The organism is Paracoccus sp. SM22M-07 (assembly GCF_001887735.1).
Classification (GTDB): domain Bacteria; phylum Pseudomonadota; class Alphaproteobacteria; order Rhodobacterales; family Rhodobacteraceae; genus Paracoccus.
This window is the reverse complement of the sequence record NZ_JPKW01000012.1, coordinates 22,060-44,562: the sequence shown is the minus strand read 5'-3', so window position 1 is coordinate 44,562 and position 22,503 is coordinate 22,060. Positions and strand designations below refer to the sequence as shown.

Below are 22,503 nucleotides of genomic sequence, written 5' to 3'. Positions count from 1 at the left end.
AAGATTACACGGCTTCACAAGGTCAGGAGAGATTGACTAACCTGACAGAACTAGTCAGTTATACGGCAATCCGTTAACGCGCAGGTTGCCATGACCCATTCCTTCCGCCCGCTTCGTCTTGCCGGTGCCAGCCTTCTGGCCCTGTCCACCGCCCCTGCCCTGGCCCAGGACGCCCAGGATCCCGTCCTTCTGGAACCGATCGTGCTGACCGCGACATCGGATGCCGGCGTTCAGGCCGACGGCTATGTCGGCAGCTATGCGCAGGTGGCGACCAAGTCGAACACCTCCGTGGCCGAAACCCAGCAGTCGATCTCGGTCGTCACCAGCCAGCAGATCGAGGATCAGGGCGCCGAGACCCTGGGCCAGGCGCTGAACTATACCGCCGGTGTGGTCGGCCAGCCTTTCGGCAGCGATCCCCGGTTCGACAGCCCCACGGTGCGCGGCTTCGAGGCGCGCGGATCGCAATATGTGAACGGCCTGCGCCAGTTGCGCGATTTCGGCGCCCCCGCCTTCGAGGTCTATGGCCTGCAGCAGGTCGAGGTGCTGAAAGGCCCCAACTCGTCGCTCTATGGGGCGGGATCGCCGGCCGGCATCATCAACCAGGTGCAAAAACGCGCCCAGGACAGCGAATTCTCGGAAATCGGCCTTGGCTATGACAGCAATGACAGCGCCCAGACCTTCGTCGACGTGAACCGCGTGGCCAGTCCCAACCTGTCCTGGCGCCTGACCGGCATCCTGCGCGACAGCCAGACCCAGATCAGCGAATTGACCAACCAGCGCGGCTATCTGGGTGCGGCGCTGCGCTATACGCCCGACGACGCCACGACGGTGGACGTGATCGCGTCCTATACCAAGGACGCGCCCATCTCGCCCCCCGGCGTGCCCTTCGCGCTGACACAGACGGGCGATGGCAAGGCCCTGCGCGACGCCTATTTCGGGGAGCCCGGCTTTGACGACAGCGACCGTGACATGGCCAATCTGGGCGTCGAGATCAGCCACCAGCTGGACAATGGCTGGACCCTGTCCCAGGGCTTCCGGGTCGAGCGCTTCGACTGGACCTATACCGGCCACAGCGTTCGTGGGCTGTCCCAAGACGGTCTGTCGGTATTGCGGTCGGCGAATTTCCAGGATGAATCCACCACGGGGCTGAACCTGGATACCCGCCTGTCGAACAGGCTGGACACCGGGACCGCCACCCACGATCTGCTGGTGGGCATGGACATCCGCCAGTATGACGCCGACACGACGTCGACATTCTTCTATGCCCCGTCCATCGACGCAGCGAACCCGGTCTTTGGGGGCCAGCCCTTCGCCAGAACCTATTACGAGAGCGTCAGCAGCATCAAACAGACCCAGATCGGCGTCTATGCCCAGGACGAGATCTCGATGGGCAATTGGCGCGGCAGTCTGGCCTTGCGCCATGACTGGACCAAGCAGGAAGGGTCCAAGCTGGTCACCAGCGACCCTTGGCAAAGCGCAAACCCCACCTTTTCGCAAACCGCCAGCACCATCGACCAGTCCGACAGCGCCACGACCGGGCGTGCCGGCTTGGGCTATCTGATGGCCAATGGCGCGATGCCCTATGTCAGTTATTCGACCTCGTTCGATCCCAGCATCGGCATCGACGACACCACGGGCCGGACGCTGAAGCCCACCGAGGGCAAGCAATGGGAAGTCGGGGTCAAGTATCAGCCCACCAGCTTTGACGGGCTGTTCAGCGCCGCCGTCTATGACCTGACGCAGGAAAATCTGGTCCGCAACCTGGGTCAGGGCCAGCGGCGGCAGATCGGCGAAGTGCGCTCCAAGGGGCTGGAGCTGGAGGCAACCGCGGCGATCGGCCTGAACTGGGACCTGCGCGCCAGCTATGCCTTCAACGAAACCGAACAGAAGGGCGGCACCGATGACGGGCTGGAAATGCCAAACGCCCCGCGCCATCTGACCAGCATCTGGCTGGACCGGGAATTCGGCAACGGCCTGCGCGCCGGCGGCGGCATCCGCCATATCGGCGAACGCAAGGGCGATGCCGAGAACCTGTTCGACCTGGACAGCGTGACGCTGGTCGATCTGGCCGCGACCTATACCCGCGGCAATGTCGAGGCCAGCGTCAACCTGAACAACCTGACCGACGAGGTCTATCTGGCCAATTGCGGCGCCTTCGGCTGCTATTACGGCGAGGGGCGCAGCGTCAGCGCCAAGGTCGCCTACACGTGGTAGGATCCGGGGCCATATCGCCCCGGCCCGACCGCCGCGCCTTCCTGACCGCCGCCGGCGTCCTGCTGGCGGCGGGCCTGCCCTTGCGCGCCCACGCCGCCCAGCCCCGCCTGGCGGCCATTGACTGGGCCATGATGGAAACCGCCATCGCCCTGGGTCGCATGCCCGTCGCCGCCACCGAGCTGATCCGATATCGCGCCGATATCGGCCAGCCCGTGATCCCCGACGCGGTCACCGATCTGGGCCTGCGCGGGGCGCCGAATTTCGAACTGCTGCAGCTGGTGCGGCCTTCGCTGATCCTCAGCTCTCCCTATTACACACGGTTCGAACCACGCCTGGCCGAGGTCGCGCCGGTCCTGTCGCTGCCCTTCTTCCTGCCGAACGAGGCGCCCTTGCCCAAGGCCGCCGCTGCGCTGCACGCCATGGCCGCGGCGTTGCAGGACCCTGCCGCCGGTGACCGCGCCGCAGCCCACGCCGACGCGGCGCTGGACCGCGCCCGGGACCGCCTGGCCTTCCATGCGGATCGCCCTGTGGCCCTGGTCGAGATCGGCGACGCCCGCCATCTGCGCGCCTTCGGCTTTGACAGCCTCTTTGGCAGCACGCTGGCGCGGATCGGGCTGACGAATGCCTGGGCCTCGGCCACGGCCTTCAGCTTTCTGGCCCCGGTCCCGCTTGAGCGGTTGGCCGACATGCCGCAGGCGACATTGGTCATCATCGGACCCGTCCCGCCCGAAGCGCAACGCGGGCTGGCGCGCAGCGTCCTGTGGCGCGCGCTTCCCCAGGTCGCGGCGGGCCGCGTGCACCGCCTGCCCCGTATCAATGCTTTCGGCGGCATGCCCTCGGCGCTGCGGTTGGCGGATGCCCTGGCCGAAACCTTGGCGGGGGCGGCATGACCCAGGGCCTGCGCATGATGCTGGGCCTCTGGGGTCTGGCCGCGGCGGCGCTGTGGCTTTGGGCCGCGCGCGACCTGCCCTGGCCTGCCTGGCCCCCCGTCCCGCAGGGTCAGAGCCTTGATCAGATCCGCATGGGCTGGGGCCTGATGCCACGGGGCGTCGTGGCCCTGCTGGCAGGTGCGGCCCTGGGCCTGTCGGGGGCGATCCTGCAGGTGGTGCTGCGCAATCCTGTGGCCGATCCGACGACGCTTGGCATCAGTGCAGGGGCCCAGCTGGCGCTGGTTCTGGCGACGGTCTTTGCCCCGGGCCTTCTGGTCGAAGGGCAGTGGCCCATCGCGATGGCGGGGGGGCTGGCGGCGGCGGCGCTGGTGCTGGGCATCGGGGCGCGGCGCGGCTTTGCCCCCGTCACGATGGTGATCGCGGGGATGCTGATCGGGCTGACGGCATCGGCCATCGCGACGGCGGTGTCCCTGGCACAGGGACAGTACCTGCTGTCGCTGGTCATCTGGAACGGCGGCGCGCTGGTCCAGCAGGACTGGACCGGCGTTCGCCATCTTGCCCTGCTGTTGGGCCTTGGCGCGATGGGGGCGGCCCTGCTGGCGCGCCCCTTGCGGGTCTTGTCCATCGGGGCCGACGGCGCGGCGGGGCTGGGGCTGAATGTCACGCTGGTCCGACTGGCGGCGGTCGGTCTGGCGGTGGTGATCGCGGCGGGCGTTTCGGCGGAACTGGGGCTGATCGCCTTTGTGGGCCTGGCGGCCCCTGCCCTGGCACGGGCCATGGGCGCAGGCGGGATCGGGGCGCTTCTGATCCTGTCGCCGGTTCTGGGCGCGCTGATCCTGTCGCTTTGTGACGGGCTGGTTCTGGCCTGGGCCGGCACAGGGGGCCAGACCTTCCCGACCGGGGCGCTGACCGGGCTGGTGGGCGGCCCGCTGCTGATCTGGCTGCTGCCGCGCCTGCGTGGATCGACGCCACCCGGAACCGAGGCAGGCGAAGGGCCCGCACCCCGCCTGGCGCGTCCCGGTCCCTGGCTGGCGGGACTGGCGGTGGCGCTGGTGGTCGCGGCGGGGCTGCTGCTGTGGATCGGCCGGGTGCCGGGGGGATGGGCGATCCTGGATCGCGACAGCCTGGCGGCCTTTCTGCCCCTGCGCCTGCCACGCCTGGTGGCGGCGGCCGGCGCCGGGGCGGCGCTGGCGCTGGCGGGCACGATGCTGCAGCGCCTGACGGCCAACCCGCTGGCCTCCCCCGAGGTGCTGGGTGTTTCGGGGGGCGCGGCGCTTGGCTATGCGGGGACGGTCTTTGCGCTGGCCGCGCCGGGGGCACTGATGCTGGGCGCGGGAACTGCCGCCGGGGGTGCGCTGGCGCTGGCGGTGGTCATGGCCTTTACCGCCCGCCGCGACATGCCGCCCGAACGGGTTCTGCTGGCGGGGATCGCCGTTTCAGCTCTGGCGTCGGCAGTGCTGTCGGCGATGATGGCGGTCGGCGATGCGCGGGCCTGGGCGATCCTGGCCTGGCTCAGCGGGTCGACCGGCGCGGTCACCCTGCCCGTCGCACTGATCCTGGCGGGGCTGGCGCTGGTCGTCTGGATCGCGGGACTGGCGCTCTCGCGCTGGCTGGCCCTGCTGCCTTTGGGACCCGCCATCGCGGGCGGGCTGGGGTTGGACCCGCGCCGCGCGCGCATCGTGCTGATCTTGCTGGCGGGGCTGGCCACGGGGGCCGCGACGCTGGTCACCGGGCCGCTGTCCTTTGTCGGGCTGATGGCGCCGCATCTGGCCCGCCGCATGGGCCTGGCACGCCCTGCGGACCAGTTGACCGGCGCGGCGCTGATCGGCGCGGGACTGATGCTGGCTGCCGATTTCGGCGCACGCATGGCGGGCTTTCCCTATGAATTGCCGCTTGGCCTTTTCGCGACGCTGATCGGTGCGCCCTGGCTGATCTGGCTGATGACCCGGAGATCCCCATGACCCTGTTCCAGATCCACGACCTGACCGTCCGCGTGCCGGGCCGGACCCTGCTGGACCATCTGACGCTGGACCTGCCGGCGGGCCGCGTGATCGGTCTGATCGGGCATAACGGTTCAGGCAAATCGACCCTTCTAAAGGTGCTGGCACGCCAGATGCCTGCGCGGATCGAGGGGACAGTCCTGTTCGAAGGACGCCCGCTGTCGGATCTGCGCGGGCGCGATCTGGCGCGCCGCCTGGCGGTCCTGCCCCAGACCACCCCACCGGCCGAGGGCATGACCCTGGCCGAACTGGTGGCATTGGGGCGCTATCCCTGGCATGGCGCGCTTGGCCGTCCGGGCCCGGCCGATCACGACGCCATCGCTGCGGCGCTGCGCGAATGCGGGGTTGCCGGGCTGGCCGACCGGCTGGTCGACACGCTGTCGGGCGGCGAACGCCAGCGCGGCTGGCTGGCCATGCTGGTCGCACAGGCGGCGGGCACGCTGCTGCTGGACGAACCGATCAGCGCGCTGGACATCGCCCATCAGGTCGAGGTCCTGTCGCTGGTTCGCCGCATGTGCCACGACCAGGGCCGCAGCGCCGTGATCGTCCTGCACGAGGTGAACATGGCCGCCCGGTTCTGCGACCATGTCGTCGCGCTCAGGGGCGGGCGGCTGGCCCTTCAGGGCAGCCCCGCCGACCTGATGCGCGCGCCTGCGCTGATGCAGATCTATGGCCTGCCGATGCAGGTCCTGACCCGCGACGACGGACTGCCCGTCGCGATACCAGCTTGAAGGACAGACCCCCAATGCGCAGCTTCTTTTCCTATTACCGCCCCTTCATGGGCCTGTTCTGGCTGGATTTCGGCTGTGCGGTGCTGACGGGCCTGCTGGAACTGGCCTTTCCGCTGGCCATCACCTATTTCATCGACACGCTGCTGCCGCAGGGCGACTGGACGCTGACCGTCGCGGCGGCGGCCGGTCTGCTGGCGCTTTATGCCGTGAACGCGGGCTTGCTGACGGTGGTGATCTATTGGGGTCACAAGCTGGGCATCAACATCGAGACCGCGATGCGCGCCCAGGCCTTCGACCACCTGACGCGGCTGTCCTGGCGCTGGTACGACCGTGCGCGCACCGGCAAGCTGGTCGCCCGCGTCACCCGCGATCTGGAGGAGATCGGAGAGGTCGCCCACCACGGCCCCGAGGATGCCTTCATCGCGTTGATGACCTTCGTGGGGGCCTTCCTGCTGATGTTCTGGATCCACCCGCAGATGGCGCTGATCGTGGCGACCATCGTGCCCGCGATGCTGGGACTGGTCGTGGTCTATGGCGGGCGCATGACGCGGACCTGGCGGGCCATCTATTCGCGCGTGGGCGATTTCAACGTCCGGCTGGAGGAAGCCCTGGGCGGCGTCCGCGTGGTCCAGGCCTTTGGCAACGAGGCCCATGAAAGCCATCTTTTCGCCGCCGACAATGCCCGGTATCGTCAGGCCAAGCTGGATGCCTATCGCGTGATGGCCGCGTCTTCGGCCCTGCAATACATGGGCCTGCGGCTGGTGCAGGTCATCGTGATGGTCGTCGGCGCCAGCTATGTTCTGGCGGGGTCGCTGACGACGGGTGCCTTCGTCGGCTTCCTGCTGCTGGTCGGCGTCTTCTATCGCCCGCTGGAAAAGATCGCCGCCGTGATCGAGACCTATCCGCGCGGCATCGCGGGCTATCGCCGTTTCCAGGAACTGCTGGCCACCGATCCCGAGATCGCGGATGCCCCCGATGCGACCGATGCCCCGCCCCTGAAGGGCGAGATCCGCTTCGAGGGCGTCGGTTTTGCCTATGAGAAAGGCCGCGCGATCCTGAACGGCATCGACCTGACGGTGCGGGCGGGCGAAACGGTGGCCTTCGTCGGCCCGTCGGGGGCGGGCAAGACGACCCTGCTGGCGCTGTTGCCGCGGTTCTACGAGGCGACCGAGGGGCGCATCACCGTCGACGGCCTGCCGCTTTGCGCAATGCGCCTGAACAGTTTGCGCCGCCAGATCGGGCTGGTCAGCCAGGATGTGTTCCTGTTCGGCGGCACCCTGCGGGAAAACATCGCCTATGGTCGTCTTGACGCCACCGAAGCCGAAATCACCGAGGCCGCCGCCCGCGCCCAGCTGACCGACCTGATCGCGGGCCTGCCCCAGGGGTTGGACACGGTCGTGGGTGAACGCGGCGTGATGCTGTCGGGCGGCCAGAAACAGCGCGTGGCCATTGCGCGGGCCTTCCTGAAGAACCCGCCGATCCTGATCCTGGACGAGGCGACAAGCGCCTTGGACAGCCAGACCGAACGGGAAATCCAGTCGGCGCTGGACGCGCTGTCGGTGGGGCGCACGACCTTGGTCATCGCCCACCGGATGGGCACCATCCGCAATGCCGATCGCATCGTGGTCATGGATCGCGGCCAGATCGCGGAAACCGGCAGTCACACCGAGCTGATGAAAAGGCGCGGCCTCTACAGCCAACTGGCCGCCTGACCGTCCTGCTGCGCGCGGGCTTGTGCGTAATGTCGCAGGCATGGCGGTGCTGGGATTGTGGTGAATCCGACGCCGTGGCAGGCGAGGTCGGGTGATGGTCCGTCCGAGATGGGCTGCTTCACCGTGGCGACCTCATCAGGCGACCTGGTGCCGTTCGTTTCCACCTGCCCCCCCGGTGATCTTCCACAGGCGGAATGGTCCGGTGATGTCGCCGTAGTGATCAACGGCAACCGGCCCGATCGCAGCCGGGTCTTCACCGGTCACGATGGCAACCGAACGCCGGATATTGCCGGTCAACCGGGGTCGGCGACCGGACCCTTGTGTCGGGCACCACCGCGACGCAGGGCGACGATCACCGGGCGGTCCCCGGGACACGCAACCGCGTTGTGGTCAGGACCGTCCCGTCCAGCCCGCATGTCAGCCTGACGCGCCAGTCCGGCGACTGGAAGGTCAGGCGCAGCTTGCCGGCATCCGCGCCGCTGCCCCGCTCGACACCGGTGGCGATTTTGCCTGACTGCATCAGGATCTGAAAACCGACCACATCCAGGTCCAGCAAGGGCGCGATCTGCGCGGCATCGACAATAGGCTGGTTGCCGTCGAACTCAATCTTCATGAACTGCTCACATCTTCGGAACCTACATTCGGCATTGAACGCACAATCATTCGTCTGCCCATTGCTTCATGGCCGGGTTCATCAACACCGTCCTGCGCCGGCAGAACATAGGGAATGGGCATCGGGGCGCCCCCAAGGACCTACCATGACGGGGCAGCCGCCCCGAACGCCACGCCAGCGGGCGGGGCCTGTCGCAAGGGATTGGTCCGGCCATCACCTGTCATCATTCCGGGCGTCCGGGACCGCCGCTTTCGGCAGGATGACAGGGACCGCCGCCAGGATGATCAGCACGACAAAGGCCGACAGGACGGCGGTGGCCTCCAGGCCAAGGCCGGCCATGACGCCGATGCCCGCGGTTGCCCAGATATTCGCGGCCGTCGTCAGGCCTTCGATCTGATGCTGGGCCGAGCGGACCATGATCGCGCCGGCCCCCAGAAAGCCGACGCCCTGGACGATCCCCTGCAGAACCCGCGACAGGTCGCCGATCTCCATGCCGCTTTGCAGCGGTCCCAGGACGAACAGGGCCGCGCCCACCGCCACCAGCATATGGGTGCGCACCCCTGCGCTGCGGCCCTTCCTTTCGCGATCCAGCCCCAGGATGCCGCCCAGCACAGCCGCCAGCACGACGCGCACCGTGATGCGGGTCAAGGTCGACAGGTCCGGAACGTCCGAAAATTCGCTGATGATCGTCAGCCAGATGTCTTCTGCCACAAGGCGCCCTTTCCTGGACCGATGGGTCGCGACGCAACCCTATCCATCCCCGCAATTCTTGCCAAGTCGACGCGGCGAAGGGCGATGGCCGGGCACTGCGCCTTGGCCGTGTCCAGCCAGTTCATCATGTCCATCGCGACGATGCACGCCGTGATGACAACAGCAGGTTCGTTTCCGATGTGGTGACTCCGTCAAGGTTCCTGATGCGGCGCAGAACCTCGTCCAGCTCGGCCAGGGATTGGGCTGAAATTTCGACCACAAGATCCCATTTGCCGTTCGTGGAATGGACGGCGGTCACCTGTGCCATGCCCGACAGGCGCGCCATGATGCGGTCGCCGCCACGCCCTTCGATCCCGATCAGCACCAGCCCGCGGACGGGCGCATCCGACACGTCGCCGCGAGTGATGGCGGTATAGCCCAGGATCTCGCCCTGCTGCTGCAGCCGGGCCATGCGTGCGCGCACCGTGGCCCGGCTGATGCCCAGCCTGTCGGACAGATGCTGCACCGAGGCGCGCCCGTCGCGCCGCAGTTCCGCGATCAGCCTTTGATCCAGATCGTCCATTTCGGAAACCCGCACTTGCCATTCTGGTCAGTTTGTCTGCCGAAATTGCAGAATGTCCAGTTGAAACCTTCCCGATCCGCAAAGCACCTTGTCCCAAACAAGAGAAGCATGATGACCCGACCCGTCTTGATCGGCGCCCCCGTGGACAGCGGCCAGCGCCAGCCCGGCTGCCTGATGGGGCCTGCCGCCTATCGCGTGGCGGGGATCGGCGGGCTGCTGCAATTCCTGGGGCTGAGCGTCACCGACCGTGGCGATCTGGCGTTGCCCGCCATGCTGCCGGAGACGGATTGCGCCAATCCGGCGGTTGATCAGCTGGCCACGACGCTGGTCTGGACCGCGCTGATCCGCGACGCCGTCGGCCGGACGTTGGACCAGGGTGGGATGCCCGTCGTGCTAAGGGGTGATCATGCGTTGGCGCTTGGGTCGGTGGCCGGGGCGGCGGACCATGCGGCCCGCGCGGGGCAGCCGCTGTTCCTGCTGTGGCTGGATGCCCATAGCGATTTCCACACGCACCTTTCCACGACCTCGGGGAACCTGCACGGCACGCCGGTCGCCTATGCGGCGGGATGCGCGGGGTTCGACGGCTTTCCGCCTTTTCCCGCACCGATCCCGGCGGACCACATCTGCCTGTTCGGTATCCGCAGCGTCGATCCCGCCGAACGCCGCGCGCTGGATGAACGTGGCATCACCCCGCCGCTGACCGTATTCCTGCACCGCGTGCGTGGCGCAGACGGCATGATGCATGTCAGCCTGGACGTCGATTTCCTGGACCCCGCCATCGCGCCAGCCGTCGGCACCACGGTTCCCGGCAGCGCGACCTTCCGAGAGGCGCATCTGACCTGCGAGCTGATCCACGAGACCGGGCTGATGACCTCGCTGGACCTGGTCGAGCTGAACCCGTTTCTGGACGATCGCGGCCGGTCCGCGAAACTGATGGTCGACCTGACCGGCAGCCTGATGGGCCGCAAGGTCTTCGACCGCCCTACCCGATCATTCATTTGAAGGAAATTTCCATGACCCCGCCCTCGCGCCAGGCCCTCGTGCCCTTTGTCAGCGTCGATCACATGATGCGGCTGGTCCACCATGTCGGCATCGAACGGATGATGGTCGAACTGGCCGACCAGATCGAGGCCGATTTCCGACGTTGGCCCGAATTCGACAAGACGCCCCGGGTCGCCAGCCATTCCGACATCGGCGTGATCGAGCTGATGCCGACATCGGATGGCCAGCAATACGGCTTCAAATATGTGAACGGCCACCCGTCGAACACGCGGCGGGGCCTGCAGACGGTGACGGCCTTCGGCGTGCTGGCCGACGTGGCGACCGGCTATCCGGTGATGATTTCGGAGATGACGATCCTGACGGCGCTGCGCACGGCGGCGACCAGCGCGATGGCCGCAAAGTGGCTGGCGCCCAGGGATGCCCGCGTCATGGCGATGATTGGGAACGGCGCGCAGGCCGAGTTTCAGGCCTTGGCCATGAAGGCCGTCTGCGGGATCGAGGAGGTCCGGCTGTTCGACATCGACCCGGCCGCGACCCGCAAATGCGCGGCGAACCTGGCCGGGCGCGGGCTGACCGTCGTGTCCTGCACCACCGCCGAGAAGGCGATCCTGGGCGCGCAGATCGTCACGACCTGCACCGCGGACAAGCAATACGCCACGATCCTGACCGACAACATGGTCGGCGGTGGGGTGCATATCAACGCGGTTGGGGGGGATTGCCCGGGCAAGACCGAACTGGCCCCCGCGATCCTGCACCGTGCCGGGATCTTTGTCGAATACCCGCCTCAGACCCGCATCGAGGGCGAGATTCAGCAACTGGACCCCGACCATCCCGTGACCGAGCTGTGGCAGGTCATCGCGGGTCAGGTGGCGGGCCGGACGGATGCCGCACAGGTCACCCTGTTCGACAGCGTCGGCTTCGCCATCGAGGATTTCAGCGCCCTGCGCCACATTCACCAGCGTCTGCAGGGTACGCCCTTCTTCCAGGATCTGGACATGATCGCCGACCCCGACGATCCGCGCGACCTGTTCGGCATGCTGTGCCGGTCCCAGGCCACGGACGTGGCGTGATCCGCTGGCCGCCCCACGCCGGGACGGCCCTTCGCGTGAGGCGGCCTGCGCGGCCAGAAGACCCTGCAGTCGCGCAATCCGGAGATGGCGCAGGACCCGGGCGGGATCATCCCGATCCAGAAAGACCACGCGGCTGGCCACGTCACGGGCAAAGTTCATCATGTGCGTGGCGACGGTCATGGTGAGGCCTTCCTCGGCTAAACGCGTCTTATTGGCGGATCAGGTCGCGCAGAACGGAACATGGGCGCCACTGACTGCGCGGAACCCCCTGACCTGCGCCCCGTTGGTCCTTCAAGCATCAAGGAGATTGCAAGATGGATGACGAACGTGTCTGGAATTTCGAGGAAAGCCTGTGGCAGGCATCGCAGGGCCGCTATCATGAACGGGTCGATGCCGAATGCATCATGGCGCTGAGCCACGCCCCCTATCTGTTCCAGGGCGATGCCGCGGTCGAGGCCGTTGCAGGGACGCCGGAATGGGACGATGTCACCTTTTCGAACCGCCAGATCTCGCGCCCCGAGGAGGGGCTGATCGTGGTGGGATATGAGGTGAAAGCCGAAAAGGCCGATCTGTGCTTTACCGCCGCCTGCACCTCGGTCTATCGCCGAAAGGCGCATGAGGATTGGACCGTGGTCCAGCATTCACAGGTTGCCCAGCCCAAGGGTGACGGGTCGGACTGAGGCGGCTGCCGCACCCATGCTACTTCATGGTCAAGGACCAATCCCGGCCGCAAGGCCGGGATTTTCCGTAGAAAGCCAATCTGAGATCGCTTGCAACCCTATGATTTCATGGCTTTCGTCAGGAAACTTTACCCGGTTCCATGGCATTTCGGCGTCATTCGGTATAGGAGGGATACCGGAAACAACGGGATCCCGTATCGCCGATGACCAATCCGACACCCTCGCCGCGCAAGGCAGGCCGCCCGGCAGGTTTCGACCGGCAGGCTGTCTTGATAAAGGCGATGAACCTGCTGTGGGATCGCGGCTTCGAGGCGACGCCGATTGGCGATCTGATCGACCACATGGGCCTCAGCCGTTCCAGCTTCTACGCCGCCTTCGGGTCCAAACGCGCGGTTCTGCTGGAGGCGTTGGAGATTTACTCGCGGCAATGTGCCGGGTTGATGGAGGACATCGCCAGATCACCGGGCACCCCGCGCCAGAACCTGCGCGCCATGGCCCATCAGATTGCCCAGCTGAATGAAGGCCGTGGTTGCTTCGTGGTCAAGGCGATCACCGAACGCGGGCGTCACGACCCCGATCTGTGCAGGATCGCGGCGGACCATCAGCAGATGCTGATGGATCACGTCACAAGGGAACTGCGACAGCTGGGGGCACCGGACACAATCCGTCGCGCAGGCGTGCTGATCGCGGCTGCTTATGGGACGTCCCTGCTGACATCCTCTGGCTTGGGAAAAGCAGAGGCCAGCGCGCTTTTGGACAAGCTGGTCGAGGACGAGTAGGCCCCGGAGGGTCACCTGCCTGTGCGACAGTGCAGACAGGTGATCCGGTCTTGAAATCGCCTCGCGCGGTAACGCGGTCAGCCGCGCAGCGGTGCCAGCAGGTGGTATTCCACGCCACTCGGCTTGAAGCTGAGATTGGCCGTCCCACCCAGATCCGCCGAAGTGATGTCCTCGATGATCGACGACCCGAAGCCCCGGCGTTCAGGCGCCGTGACCGGCGGCCCTGAATGTTCGCTCCAGCGGAATTCGAAATGATCCGGACGGTCCGACAGGACCTTCCAATCGATCACGACGGCGCCCCCGTCGACGCTGAGGGCGCCGTATTTCAGCGAATTCGTCGCCAGTTCGTAAAGCGCAAGGGTAAAGGCCGAAACCCCCTTTTCGTCCAAGGCGATGCCGGGCCCGGTGATCCGGATGTCGAAGCTGTCGAAGGGCTTCAACGCCTCCTCGACGACTTCGCGCAGATTGGCCGTGGTCGTCTGATCGCGCGTCAGCAGGTCCTGTGCGGCCGACATCGCCTGGATGCGGCCCAAGGCCTTGGATCGCGCATCCTCCATGTCGCTGGCGCCGCGCAGCGAATGGCTGAAGACGGCCTGTGCGGTGGCCAGCGAATTCTTGACCCGGTGGGCCAGTTCGCGGGCCAGCAGGCGGCGGTGTTCCTCGGCCTTCTTGCGTTCGGTGATGTTCTGGGTGACGCCGACCATGGTGATCTGGGGGTCGTCGGGATCGGTGATGATGCTGCCCCGGATCTCGATCCAGCGGATGTCGTCGTCGGGGGTGCGGACGCGGTATTCCACGTTGAGTTCCGACCGGTCGCGAATGGCGGTTTCCAGCGCCTCCTGCCAGCGGGGCAGATCCTCGGGCAGGATGATCTCCAGCATCTGCGGCATGCCAAAGCTTTCATGTTCCTGCCGGCCATGGTTCAGCAGGCATTGCTTGGACAACAGAAGCCGACGGTTCGTCACGTCAAGCGTCCAGGTCCCCATTTCGGCCGCGCCCAGAACAAAACGCAACCGCGTCTCGGTCATCGCGATATCCTGCATGCGCCGGGCGATCTCGGCCTCCAGTTCGGTCTGGGTCATGGCCAGTTCGGCCAGGCGGTTGCGCTCGGGCGAGACGTCGAATTGCGAGGCGAAGAAATGCGTCAGTTCGCCCGCCTTGCTGAAGACCGGCGACACCAGCAGCCTGTTCCAGAAGGTCGAACCGTCCTTGCGATAGTTCAGCAGGTCGATCTCGATGCTTTCCAGCCGTTCGACCGCCTGACGGACCTTGGCCACGTCATCCGCATTGGTCCCCGGACCCTGCAGGAAACGACAATTGCTGCCCAAAATCTCATCGCGGTCATATCCGGTCAGCTGCAGAAAGGCGGCGTTGACGAAGATGATCGGGTTGTCGGGTTGGTGGGGGTCGGTGATCAGCATGGGCATGCGCGTCGCCGCAAAGGCGGCCACGAAAGGATTGTCGGTCTGCGGCAGGGGGAAATGCGCCGCCGGTTCCTGATGTGTCATCTGCGCCAAGAAGGTCAGCCTCCGCCACAGGGCGCTTGGTGCCGCCCGTCTTTCATCGAATTGCGTTCGGGAACAAATGTTCCACAAGGGCCGATTTTGCAACGCCTATCACGGGATCGCGATCAGGGTGGCGGCAACCCAAGGCGGAAAGGCACCGCAAGGGCGGCGCGGAACCATATCGCGCCGGGGCGGTTTTGCGCGAACGGGACCTTGGGCTTGATCCCTGTTCCGGCACGCCGTCGCGACGCTTTCGTGGTACCGCCACCTCAGGAGGGACAGATGAAGACCCCCATCCCCTATTCCGACGATCTGGAAACGATTTCGGCCGACGAAGGCGACACCATCAGGGAATTGAACGCCACCTTCGACACGATCCTGGAACGGGTGGCCGAGGACGAGGGTCACGCCTATCGGTCGGTTCATGCCAAAAGCCACGCGCTGCTGGCCGCGACCATGACCATTCCGGGCGATCTGCCGCTCGAATACGCGCAGGGGATCTTTGCCGCGCCGGGCGATCACGACGTGATCATGCGGGTTTCGACCAATCCGGGCGACCTGCTGGATGACGCGGTGTCGGTGCCGCGCGGGATGGCGATCAAGGTGCTGAACGTTCAGGGACCGCGCCTGCCAGGATCCGAAGACGCGCGGTCGCAGGATTTCGTGATGGCCAACGGGCCGGCCTTTTCGGCACCCGATGCCCAGGCCTTTCTTTCGACGCTGAAGCTGTTGGCGCGGACGACCGACCGGGCGGAATGGGCCAAGAAGCTGCTCTCGAAGACGCTGCGCGGTGTCCAGAGCGTGCTGACGGCGACGACCGGGCCCAGTTCGACCCTGAACGCCTTGGGCGGAGCCCCGAACACCCATCCCTTGGGCGAAACCTACTATACCCAGACACCCTATCGCTTTGGCGCCCATGTGGCCAAGCTGCAGCTGGTGCCGGTTTCCGAAACGCTGTCGGCGCTGACGGGGCGGACGATCGACGCCTCGGGGCGGCCCGACGCGCTGCGCGAGGAGATCGACATCGTCACCAGGAACACCCCCTGCCGGTGGGAGCTGCGCGCCCAGCTGTGCCGTGATCCTGACCGTCAGCCGCTGGAGGACGCGACAAAACCGTGGGACGAGGCCATTTCACCCTTTCGCACCGTCGCCATCCTTCAGGCGGCCGCACAACCCGGCTGGAGCGAGACGCGTGCCCGCAATGTCGATGACGGCATGCGCTTTTCGCCCTGGAACGGGATCGCCGCGCATCGTCCGATGGGGTCGATCAACCGCGCCCGCAACGCGACCTATCTGCATTCGGCCCGCTTCCGCGAAAGGGTCAATGGCTGCCCCATCCACGATCCCCGCGCCGCGCGGCTGGACTGACCGCCCCGACCTGTCGCGGCAGATCTGTCGTCAAGACGCGGCCACCATGGCGGCCGCGTCCAGGGTTTCGATCAACGACGCTTTGCCTCAGCTTCTGGGTTTGGTGTTCTGGGGATCATAAAGCGGGGCATAGCCGATGCCTGCGACTTCCACGGGATAGATCTCGTCGAAATAGCTGACCTGCAGCTTGCGCCCCATCTGGCAGTATTCATGCGGCAGATAGGCCAGCGCGATATTCTTGCCGATCGTCGGGCCATAGGCGATCGAGGTCGTATAGGACCGCCGCCCCAGTTCGTCGATCAGCACCGCGCCGGTGTCGGGGTCCATAACCGGCAGCGTGCCCACCGGATAGCGGGCGACGCCCGCGGCATCAACGTTGTCGGTCATCACCAGCGTGCACAGCATCGCGGGCTGATGGTCGCGGGCGCGGTATTCGATATGCTTGGCCTTTCCGACGAAATCCGCCTCCTTGACCTTGGGTCGGGCCAGATCGGCCTCCAGCAGGTTGTACTGGGTCAGCAGGTCCGCGTTCTGCAGGCGCAGCGACTTTTCCAGACGGCGAGAGTTGGCATAGGTTTCGACCCCCACGGCCATCACGCCGGCGGCGCGCAGCGCATCCCAGACCGCCAACCCGTCGGCATAGGGCATGTGCAGTTCCCACCCCTGTTCACCGACATAGGAGATGCGGAAGGCCATGACCTTGCAGCCCGCGATCTGGATTTCGCGGATGGCGGCAAAGGGAAAGGCCGCGTCGTCCAGCGCGTCCGGATCGGCCACCACCTTCTTCAGGTTCATCCGCGCATTCGGACCCCAGATGCCGATGGTGGTGAAATCCTCGGTCACGTCGGTGATGGTGACGTCGAAGCCTTTGTCCTGCGCCACGCGGCGCATGTACATCAGGTCGCGCGGACCGGCATCGGCACCGTTCACCAGCCGGCAGCGGTCGGCCATGCGGAAGACGGTGAAGTCGGCGCGGACCATGCCTTCCTCGTCCAGCATATGGGTATAGATGCCCTTGCCGATATTGCCGTCGCCGCCGATTTTCGCGGCGCACAGCCATTCCATCAGCGCGACATGGTCGGGACCGCTGATGTCGGTCATGTGGAAATGCGACAGGTTGATGATGCCGCAATCGGCGCTCATCTCCAGCTGCTCGGCATTGGACACGCGCCAGAAATGGCGGCTGTCCCATTCGTTCTCGCGCTCGGGCACCTGGCCTGCATATTTCTCCAGCAGGTGATCGTTGGCGGCATAGCCATGGGCGCGTTCCCAGCCCCCCAGCTCCATGAAATGCCCACCCAGTTCGACCTCGCGCGCGTGGAAGGGCGACCGGCGGATGCCGCGGCCATTGCCGAAGGGTTCGCGCGGATGCACCGGCGGGTTATAGATCTTGGCGGCGGTTTCCTCGCAGCGGCCGGCGATGAAATCCTCGGTCAGTTGGAAATCGTTGAAACGGGCATAGTCGATGCCGTGGTGGTCGATCTCGGTCCGGCCCTTGGTCATCCAGTCGGCGATCAGCTTGCCCATGCCGGGCCCGTCCTTGACCCAAATCGCGACGGCATACCACAACCCCCGCAGCTTGCGGCTTTCGCCCATGGAGGGGCCGCCATCGGTGGTGGTCTGCAGCAACCCGTTGAAGGAATGGCTTTCGTTGAAGCCCAGCTCGCCCAGGATCGGCGTCAGCTCCATCGCGCGTTCCAGGGGCTCGATCACGTCGTCCAGCACCAGGTCGCGCTGCGAGGGTGACAGCCGCGCCTGGTGCTTTTCCAACAGGTCGCGCGGATGGACCATCCGCACGTCCTTTTCATAGTAATAGCCCCATTCGATCTGGCCGCCCTCGGTCGTGGCCGGGTCGCCCGTGTCGCGCAGATAGGCCGAGTTGCCCTGATCGCGCAGCAGCGGACGGCCGATCTCCAGTCCGGTGCCTTCGAATTCGTTATAGGGACCGAAAAAGGTCAGCGGGTGGTCGACCGGCATGACGGGCAGGTCCTCTCCGGCCATCTCGGCGATCAGACGTCCCCAGAGGCCCGCGCAGACCACGACGTGATCGGCCATGATCGTGCCACGCGTGGTGCGCACGCCGGTGATCCGGCCGTTTTCATGCAGCAGCTCCAGCGCGGGGGTGTTGGCAAAGGCCTTCAGCTTGCCGGCGGCCTCGGCCATGTCGACCAGCTTGCCCGCGACGGTCTGCGACCGCGGCACCACCAGGCCCGCATCGGGGTCCCACAGCGCGCCCTGGATCTGGTCCTCCTCCAGCAGGGGGAACTTGACCTTGGCCTCGGCGGCCGAAATGATGCTGACATTGGTGCCGAAGGCGCGGCCCGAATCGACGCGACGACGCAGTTCGGCCATGCGGGCATCATCGCCCACGCGCGCCACCTCAAGCCCGCCGATGCGTTTGTAATTGCCCAGCTTTTCATAGAAATCCATGGAATACATGGTCGTCCAGCAGGACAGCAGATCATGGCTGGTCGCATAGCAGAAATCGGACGCATGCGCCGTGGACCCGACATCCGTCGGAATGCCCGACTTGTCGATCCCCACGATGTCGTCCCAACCGTTCTCGATCAGGTGATGGGCGACCGAGGCCCCGACGATACCGCCAAGGCCGACGATGACGACGCGGGCGTGCTGCGGAAATGAGGACATCTTCTTGATCCTTGCGGCTGTGATGGCGCGGCGTCTGTGCCGGTCCCTTGGTTTGGTGGCCCGCCACCGGGGCGGCGGGGTCGAAGGCGCGTGGGGCGCCAGATCACGTTATCGCCCCGATCGGGGGGCGGCAATTCAGTCCAGCGTCGGTTCGGGCAATCCGGCGCGTCGGAATGCCGCAAGCATGGTGTTGTGCATCAGCGTCATGATGGTCATCGGCCCGACGCCGTCCGGCACCGGCGTGATGGCCCGCGCCCGTGCCCGCGCGCCGGCGAAATCGACATCGCCCACCAGGCGTTTTTCCCCGTCGCGAATGACGCGGCTGGTGCCGACATCGATGACCGTCGCGCCGGGCTTGATCCAGTCGCCCGCGATCATCTCGGCCGAACCGACGGCGGCGACGACGATATCGGCCCGACCCACCTTGGCGGCCAGATCGCAGGTGCGCGAATGGGCCATGGTGACGGTGCAGTGTTCCGCCAGCAGCAGCTGCGCCATCGGCTTGCCGACCAGGATCGACCGGCCGACGACGATGGCGTCCAGCCCCGACAGATCGCCAAGGCTGGCCTTCAGCAGCATCAGGCAACCAAGCGGCGTGCAGGACACCAGTCCCGGCAGCCCCGACGCCAGATAGCCCGCGTTTTCCGGGTGCAATCCGTCGACATCCTTGGCCGGATCGATGGCCTTGATGACGGCCAGGCTGTCCAGCCCCTTGGGCAGCGGCAGCTGCACCAGGATGCCGTCCACCGCCCTGTCGGCGTTCAGCCGCGCGACCAGCGCCATCAGGTCTGGCTGGGACACGGTCTGGGGCAGGACATGTTCAAAGCTTTCCATCCCCAGCTTGCGGGCCATGCGGCCCTTGCTGCGGACATAGACCTCGCTGGCGGGATCGGTGCCGACCAGGACCACGGCCAGACCCGGCGCGCGACCCGTATGGGCGGCAAAGGCCTGCACATGGCGGGCGATCCGGTCGCCCAGGCCCGCTGCATGCGCCTTGCCGTCGATGATCGCGCCCACGTCCGGACGCGGCTGCGTGGCGGCGCCCAGGGTCACAGCGCGCGTTCCATCTGGGGGACGATGTCGAAGATATCGCCGACGATGCCGTAATCGGCGACCTGAAAGATGGGTGCCTCGCCGTCGCTGTTGATGGCGACGATGATCCGGCTGTCCTTCATTCCCGCCAGATGCTGGATCGCCCCCGAGATGCCGCAGGCGATATAGAGATCGGGCGCCACCACCTTGCCGGTCTGGCCGACCTGATGGTCATTCGCCGCATAACCCGCATCGACCGCCGCGCGACTGGCACCCACGGCGGCGCCCAGCTTGTCGGCCAAGGGGTTGATGACCTCCTCGAAGCGCTGTTTCGACGCAAGCGCCCGGCCGCCCGACACGACGATCCGCGCCGAGGACAGGTCGGGACGGTCGCTGACCGACAGCAGGTTGCGGCCAAAGCTGGACAGCGCCGGGGCTGCGGCAGGATCGACCGCGACGACGGGTGCCACGCCGCAGCCGGTGGCGGCCGGGGCAAAGCTGGCGCTGCGGATCGTCAGGACGCGCAGGGCGTCGGTCGATTGCACGACCTCGATCGCGTTTCCGGCATAGATCGGGCGCTTGAAGGTGTCGGGCGCGACGATCTGGGTCACTTCGGATATCTGCATCACGTCCAGAAGTGCGGCGACACGCGGCAGCACATTCTTGCCGCTGCTGGTCGCGGGGGCCAGGATCGTGTCGTATTCGCCCGCAAGCTGCACGATCAGCGCGGCCGTCGGTTCGGCCAGGCGTTCGGCCAGCGGCTCGGCTTCGGCCAACAGGACGCGGCGGACGCCGGCAAGCGCGGCTGCGGCATCGGCGGCGGCGCGGGCGCCCTGCCCGGCGATCAGAATGTCGACCTCGGGGCCGATCTGCAGGGCGGCGCCAAGGGCGCGGGCGCTGTGTTCCGAAAGGGAGGCGTTGTCGTGGTCGGCGAAAAGAAGGATGGCCATGGCGGTCTCTCCCGGGTTCAGATGACGGCGGCTTCGGTCTTCAGCTTGTCCAGCAGCTCGGCGACGCTGCCGACCTTGATGCCGCTGGCGCGGGCGACAGGCTCCTCGACGCGCAGGACGGTCAGGCGGGGGGCGATGGACAGGCCCAGATCTTCGGGGGTCTGCTGGACCAGCGGCTTTTTCTTGGCCTTCATGATGTTGGGCAACGAGGCATAGCGCGGTTCGTTCAACCGCAGATCGGCGGTCACCACGGCGGGCAGCGTGACGCGGATCTGCTGAAGACCGCCGTCGATCTCGCGCGTGACCAGGGCATACGCGCCGTCCATCTCGATCTTCGAGGCAAAGGTCGCCTGGCTCCAACCCAGCAGCGCGGCCAGCATCTGGCCGGTCTGGTTGCAGTCGTCGTCGATGGCCTGCTTGCCCAGGATGACCATCCCGGCCCCTTCGGACTGCGCCACCCGCTGCAAGATCTTTGCGACAGAGAGCGGCTCGACCCGACCATCGGCCAGGATCAGGATGGCCCGGTCGGCACCCATCGCCAACGCGGTGCGCAGCACCTCCTGCGCTTGCGCGGGACCGACCGAAACGACGACCACCTCTGTGGCCTCGCCGGCTTCCTTCATGCGCATCGCCTGTTCGACCGCGATCTCGTCAAAGGGGTTCATCGACATCTTGGCATTGGCCAGATCCACACCGCTGCCATCGGTTTTCACACGGATCTTGACGTTGTGATCGACCACCCGCTTGACCGGGACCAGGATCTTCATGGCGTTTCCTTTTTGTCGGGCACCCCGGTGACAGGGCGGGTTCGGGGCGGCGCATCGATCCGGTCCGGCGGGTCCGGCGACTTGCGCCCTGGTGCCGCCTGATCGGGCCGATGACAGGTCCGTCTGGCCGTCACATTGCCTTTCGACCGACAGATGCGACAGGACATTTGCGTCATCACGGGATTAGGGCTACGACATGGAACCGACACATTCATCCGAAGGCCACGCCATGAGCCTTGCCCCCACCCTTTCCCGCCCCACGGTGCCGCGCCAGATCCGCAGGCAACAGGGACAGGCGCGCCTGTCGGTCGGCTTCATCCTGGCACGGCGCTTCACGCTCTGCGCCTTCGCGAATTTCGTCGATGTCCTGCGGCTGGCGGCCGATGAAGGCGATCGCAGCCGACCCATCCTGTGCAACTGGACGGTGTTGTCGGACACGATGGAGGCCGTCACCTCCAGCTGCGGGATCGGCGTTCAGCCCAAGGAGCGTTTGGGCGATCCGGCGCGCTTCGATTACGTCGTGGTGATCGGCGGATTGATGGAGGACGAGGCGGTCCTGCCCCCTGTCTATCACCGCTTCCTGCATGATGCGGCAGCGGCGGGGGTGCCGCTGGTGGGTGTCTGCACGGGCGCCTTCCTTCTGCATCAGGCGGGGCTTCTGCAAGGCTATCGCTGCTGCGTCAGCTGGTTTCACCACGCCGATTTCCTGGAACAGTTCGAAGGGCTGAACCCCGTCACCGACCAGATCTTCGTGGTGGATGGCAACCGGCTGACCTGTTCGGGCGGCGCCAGTTCGGCCCATCTGGCGGCCTATCTGGTCGACAAGCATGTCGGCCGCGCCCAGGCCAGCAAGAGCCTGCACATCATGATCATCGACGAGGCCCTGCAGGCCGAAAAGCCGCAGCCCGGCATCACCATGGATTTCAAGACCCGCGACCCGATGGTGCTGCGCGCGCTGCTGCTGATGCAGCAGAATATCGAACAGCCCTTCACCGTGGCCGAGATCGCGCGCCGCATCGGGCACAGCAAGCGCCAGCTGGAGCGCCATTTCCAGGCGGCGCTTGGCACATCGCCCCAGGCCGCCTTCCTGGACATGCGCCTGTCGCTGGCGCATCACCTGATCGTCTCGGGCGACCGGGCCATTTCGCAGATCGCGCTGGAATGCGGGTTCTGCGATTCATCGCATCTGAGCCGGATGTTCCGCCGCCGCTATGGCCAGACCCCGCAGGCGCTGCGGCTGGTGCATGCCTGAACGCAAAGGGCCCCCG

Annotated in this window: 20 protein-coding genes; 11 read left to right on the top strand and 9 right to left on the bottom strand. The window is 66.4% G+C overall.

Annotation, left to right across the window (positions count from 1 at the left end; translation table 11 throughout):
* The first annotated feature begins 90 nt into the window (after positions 1–90).
* From IE00_RS15650 to IE00_RS15630, 5 genes are read left to right on the top strand one after another with little or no spacing between them, the layout of a single operon-like run.
* The gene (locus IE00_RS15650) at positions 91–2,214 is read left to right on the top strand and encodes a TonB-dependent siderophore receptor (protein WP_072298134.1); all 2,124 of its coding nucleotides are present in this window, start codon (positions 91–93) and stop codon (positions 2,212–2,214) included.
* Complete coding sequence (locus IE00_RS15645) at positions 2,208–3,104, top strand: ABC transporter substrate-binding protein (RefSeq protein ID WP_072298133.1); 897 nt, start codon at positions 2,208–2,210, stop codon at positions 3,102–3,104. Before IE00_RS15650 ends, IE00_RS15645 begins: the two co-directional genes overlap by 7 nt.
* Positions 3,101–5,065, top strand: coding sequence for a Fe(3+)-hydroxamate ABC transporter permease FhuB (gene fhuB / locus IE00_RS15640; RefSeq protein WP_072298132.1), 1,965 nt, complete (start codon positions 3,101–3,103; stop codon positions 5,063–5,065). The genes IE00_RS15645 and fhuB overlap by 4 nt, the downstream gene beginning before the upstream one ends.
* A complete protein-coding gene (locus tag IE00_RS15635) occupies positions 5,062–5,835 on the top strand; it encodes an ABC transporter ATP-binding protein (RefSeq protein ID WP_072298131.1) in 774 nt (257 codons plus the stop codon). The genes fhuB and IE00_RS15635 overlap by 4 nt, the downstream gene beginning before the upstream one ends.
* A gap of 14 nt (positions 5,836–5,849) precedes the next feature.
* A complete protein-coding gene (locus IE00_RS15630) occupies positions 5,850–7,547 on the top strand; it encodes an ABC transporter ATP-binding protein (RefSeq protein WP_072298130.1) in 1,698 nt (565 codons plus the stop codon).
* A 135-nt stretch (positions 7,548–7,682) separates the two neighbouring features.
* Here the strand turns inward: IE00_RS15630 and IE00_RS20215 are convergent, their stop codons facing one another.
* From IE00_RS20215 to IE00_RS15615, 4 genes are all read right to left on the bottom strand, one after another.
* On the bottom strand, positions 7,683–7,844 hold the full coding sequence (locus tag IE00_RS20215; RefSeq protein WP_170864176.1) for a hypothetical protein: 162 nt from the start codon (positions 7,842–7,844) through the stop codon (positions 7,683–7,685).
* Between the two features lie 55 nt (positions 7,845–7,899).
* Positions 7,900–8,160, bottom strand: coding sequence for a DUF6522 family protein (locus IE00_RS15625; RefSeq protein ID WP_072298129.1), 261 nt, complete (start codon positions 8,158–8,160; stop codon positions 7,900–7,902).
* A 213-nt stretch (positions 8,161–8,373) separates the two neighbouring features.
* Positions 8,374–8,871 carry an MgtC/SapB family protein gene (locus IE00_RS15620; RefSeq protein WP_072298128.1) on the bottom strand — a complete coding sequence of 166 codons (498 nt, stop codon included), beginning with the start codon at positions 8,869–8,871 and terminating at the stop codon, positions 8,374–8,376.
* A gap of 124 nt (positions 8,872–8,995) precedes the next feature.
* A complete protein-coding gene (locus IE00_RS15615) occupies positions 8,996–9,433 on the bottom strand; it encodes an Lrp/AsnC family transcriptional regulator (protein ID WP_072298127.1) in 438 nt (145 codons plus the stop codon).
* Between the two features lie 111 nt (positions 9,434–9,544).
* On the opposite strand from IE00_RS15615, the gene IE00_RS15610 reads away from it, so the two are divergent.
* The 4 genes from IE00_RS15610 (at position 9,545) to IE00_RS15595 (ending at position 12,964) form a co-directional block, all read left to right on the top strand.
* A complete protein-coding gene (locus IE00_RS15610) occupies positions 9,545–10,435 on the top strand; it encodes an arginase (RefSeq protein WP_072298193.1) in 891 nt (296 codons plus the stop codon).
* An 11-nt stretch (positions 10,436–10,446) separates the two neighbouring features.
* Complete coding sequence (locus tag IE00_RS15605) at positions 10,447–11,505, top strand: ornithine cyclodeaminase (RefSeq protein ID WP_072298126.1); 1,059 nt, start codon at positions 10,447–10,449, stop codon at positions 11,503–11,505.
* 314 nt (positions 11,506–11,819) lie between these two features.
* The gene (locus IE00_RS15600; RefSeq protein ID WP_072298125.1) at positions 11,820–12,185 is read left to right on the top strand and encodes a DUF4440 domain-containing protein; all 366 of its coding nucleotides are present in this window, start codon (positions 11,820–11,822) and stop codon (positions 12,183–12,185) included.
* A 203-nt stretch (positions 12,186–12,388) separates the two neighbouring features.
* The gene (locus IE00_RS15595; protein ID WP_072298124.1) at positions 12,389–12,964 is read left to right on the top strand and encodes a TetR/AcrR family transcriptional regulator; all 576 of its coding nucleotides are present in this window, start codon (positions 12,389–12,391) and stop codon (positions 12,962–12,964) included.
* A 77-nt stretch (positions 12,965–13,041) separates the two neighbouring features.
* Here IE00_RS15595 and IE00_RS15590 read toward each other — a convergent pair whose 3' ends face one another.
* Positions 13,042–14,472: a PAS domain-containing protein gene (locus tag IE00_RS15590; RefSeq protein WP_072298192.1), complete on the bottom strand. Its 1,431-nt coding sequence runs from the start codon at positions 14,470–14,472 to the stop codon at positions 13,042–13,044.
* 279 nt (positions 14,473–14,751) lie between these two features.
* On the opposite strand from IE00_RS15590, the gene IE00_RS15585 reads away from it, so the two are divergent.
* Positions 14,752–15,837 (top strand): catalase family protein, encoded by a 1,086-nt coding sequence (locus IE00_RS15585; RefSeq protein ID WP_072298123.1) that lies wholly within the window; start codon positions 14,752–14,754, stop codon positions 15,835–15,837.
* An 87-nt stretch (positions 15,838–15,924) separates the two neighbouring features.
* Here IE00_RS15585 and IE00_RS15580 read toward each other — a convergent pair whose 3' ends face one another.
* From IE00_RS15580 to IE00_RS15565, 4 genes are all read right to left on the bottom strand, one after another.
* Positions 15,925–18,486 (bottom strand): FAD-dependent oxidoreductase, encoded by a 2,562-nt coding sequence (locus IE00_RS15580; protein ID WP_072298122.1) that lies wholly within the window; start codon positions 18,484–18,486, stop codon positions 15,925–15,927.
* Positions 18,487–18,621: 135 nt separating this feature from the next.
* Positions 18,622–19,539, bottom strand: a complete 918-nt coding sequence (gene folD, locus IE00_RS15575; protein ID WP_240493935.1) for a bifunctional methylenetetrahydrofolate dehydrogenase/methenyltetrahydrofolate cyclohydrolase FolD — start codon at positions 19,537–19,539, stop codon at positions 18,622–18,624.
* Positions 19,536–20,468, bottom strand: a complete 933-nt coding sequence (locus tag IE00_RS15570; RefSeq protein WP_072298121.1) for an electron transfer flavoprotein subunit alpha/FixB family protein — start codon at positions 20,466–20,468, stop codon at positions 19,536–19,538. The genes folD and IE00_RS15570 overlap by 4 nt, the downstream gene beginning before the upstream one ends.
* A gap of 17 nt (positions 20,469–20,485) precedes the next feature.
* Positions 20,486–21,235 carry an electron transfer flavoprotein subunit beta/FixA family protein gene (locus tag IE00_RS15565; RefSeq protein WP_072298120.1) on the bottom strand — a complete coding sequence of 250 codons (750 nt, stop codon included), beginning with the start codon at positions 21,233–21,235 and terminating at the stop codon, positions 20,486–20,488.
* Between the two features lie 229 nt (positions 21,236–21,464).
* Here IE00_RS15565 and IE00_RS15560 point away from each other — a divergent pair, with 229 nt between their 5' ends.
* A complete protein-coding gene (locus IE00_RS15560) occupies positions 21,465–22,487 on the top strand; it encodes a GlxA family transcriptional regulator (RefSeq protein WP_072298190.1) in 1,023 nt (340 codons plus the stop codon).
* The last annotated feature ends 16 nt before the right edge of the window (positions 22,488–22,503 follow it).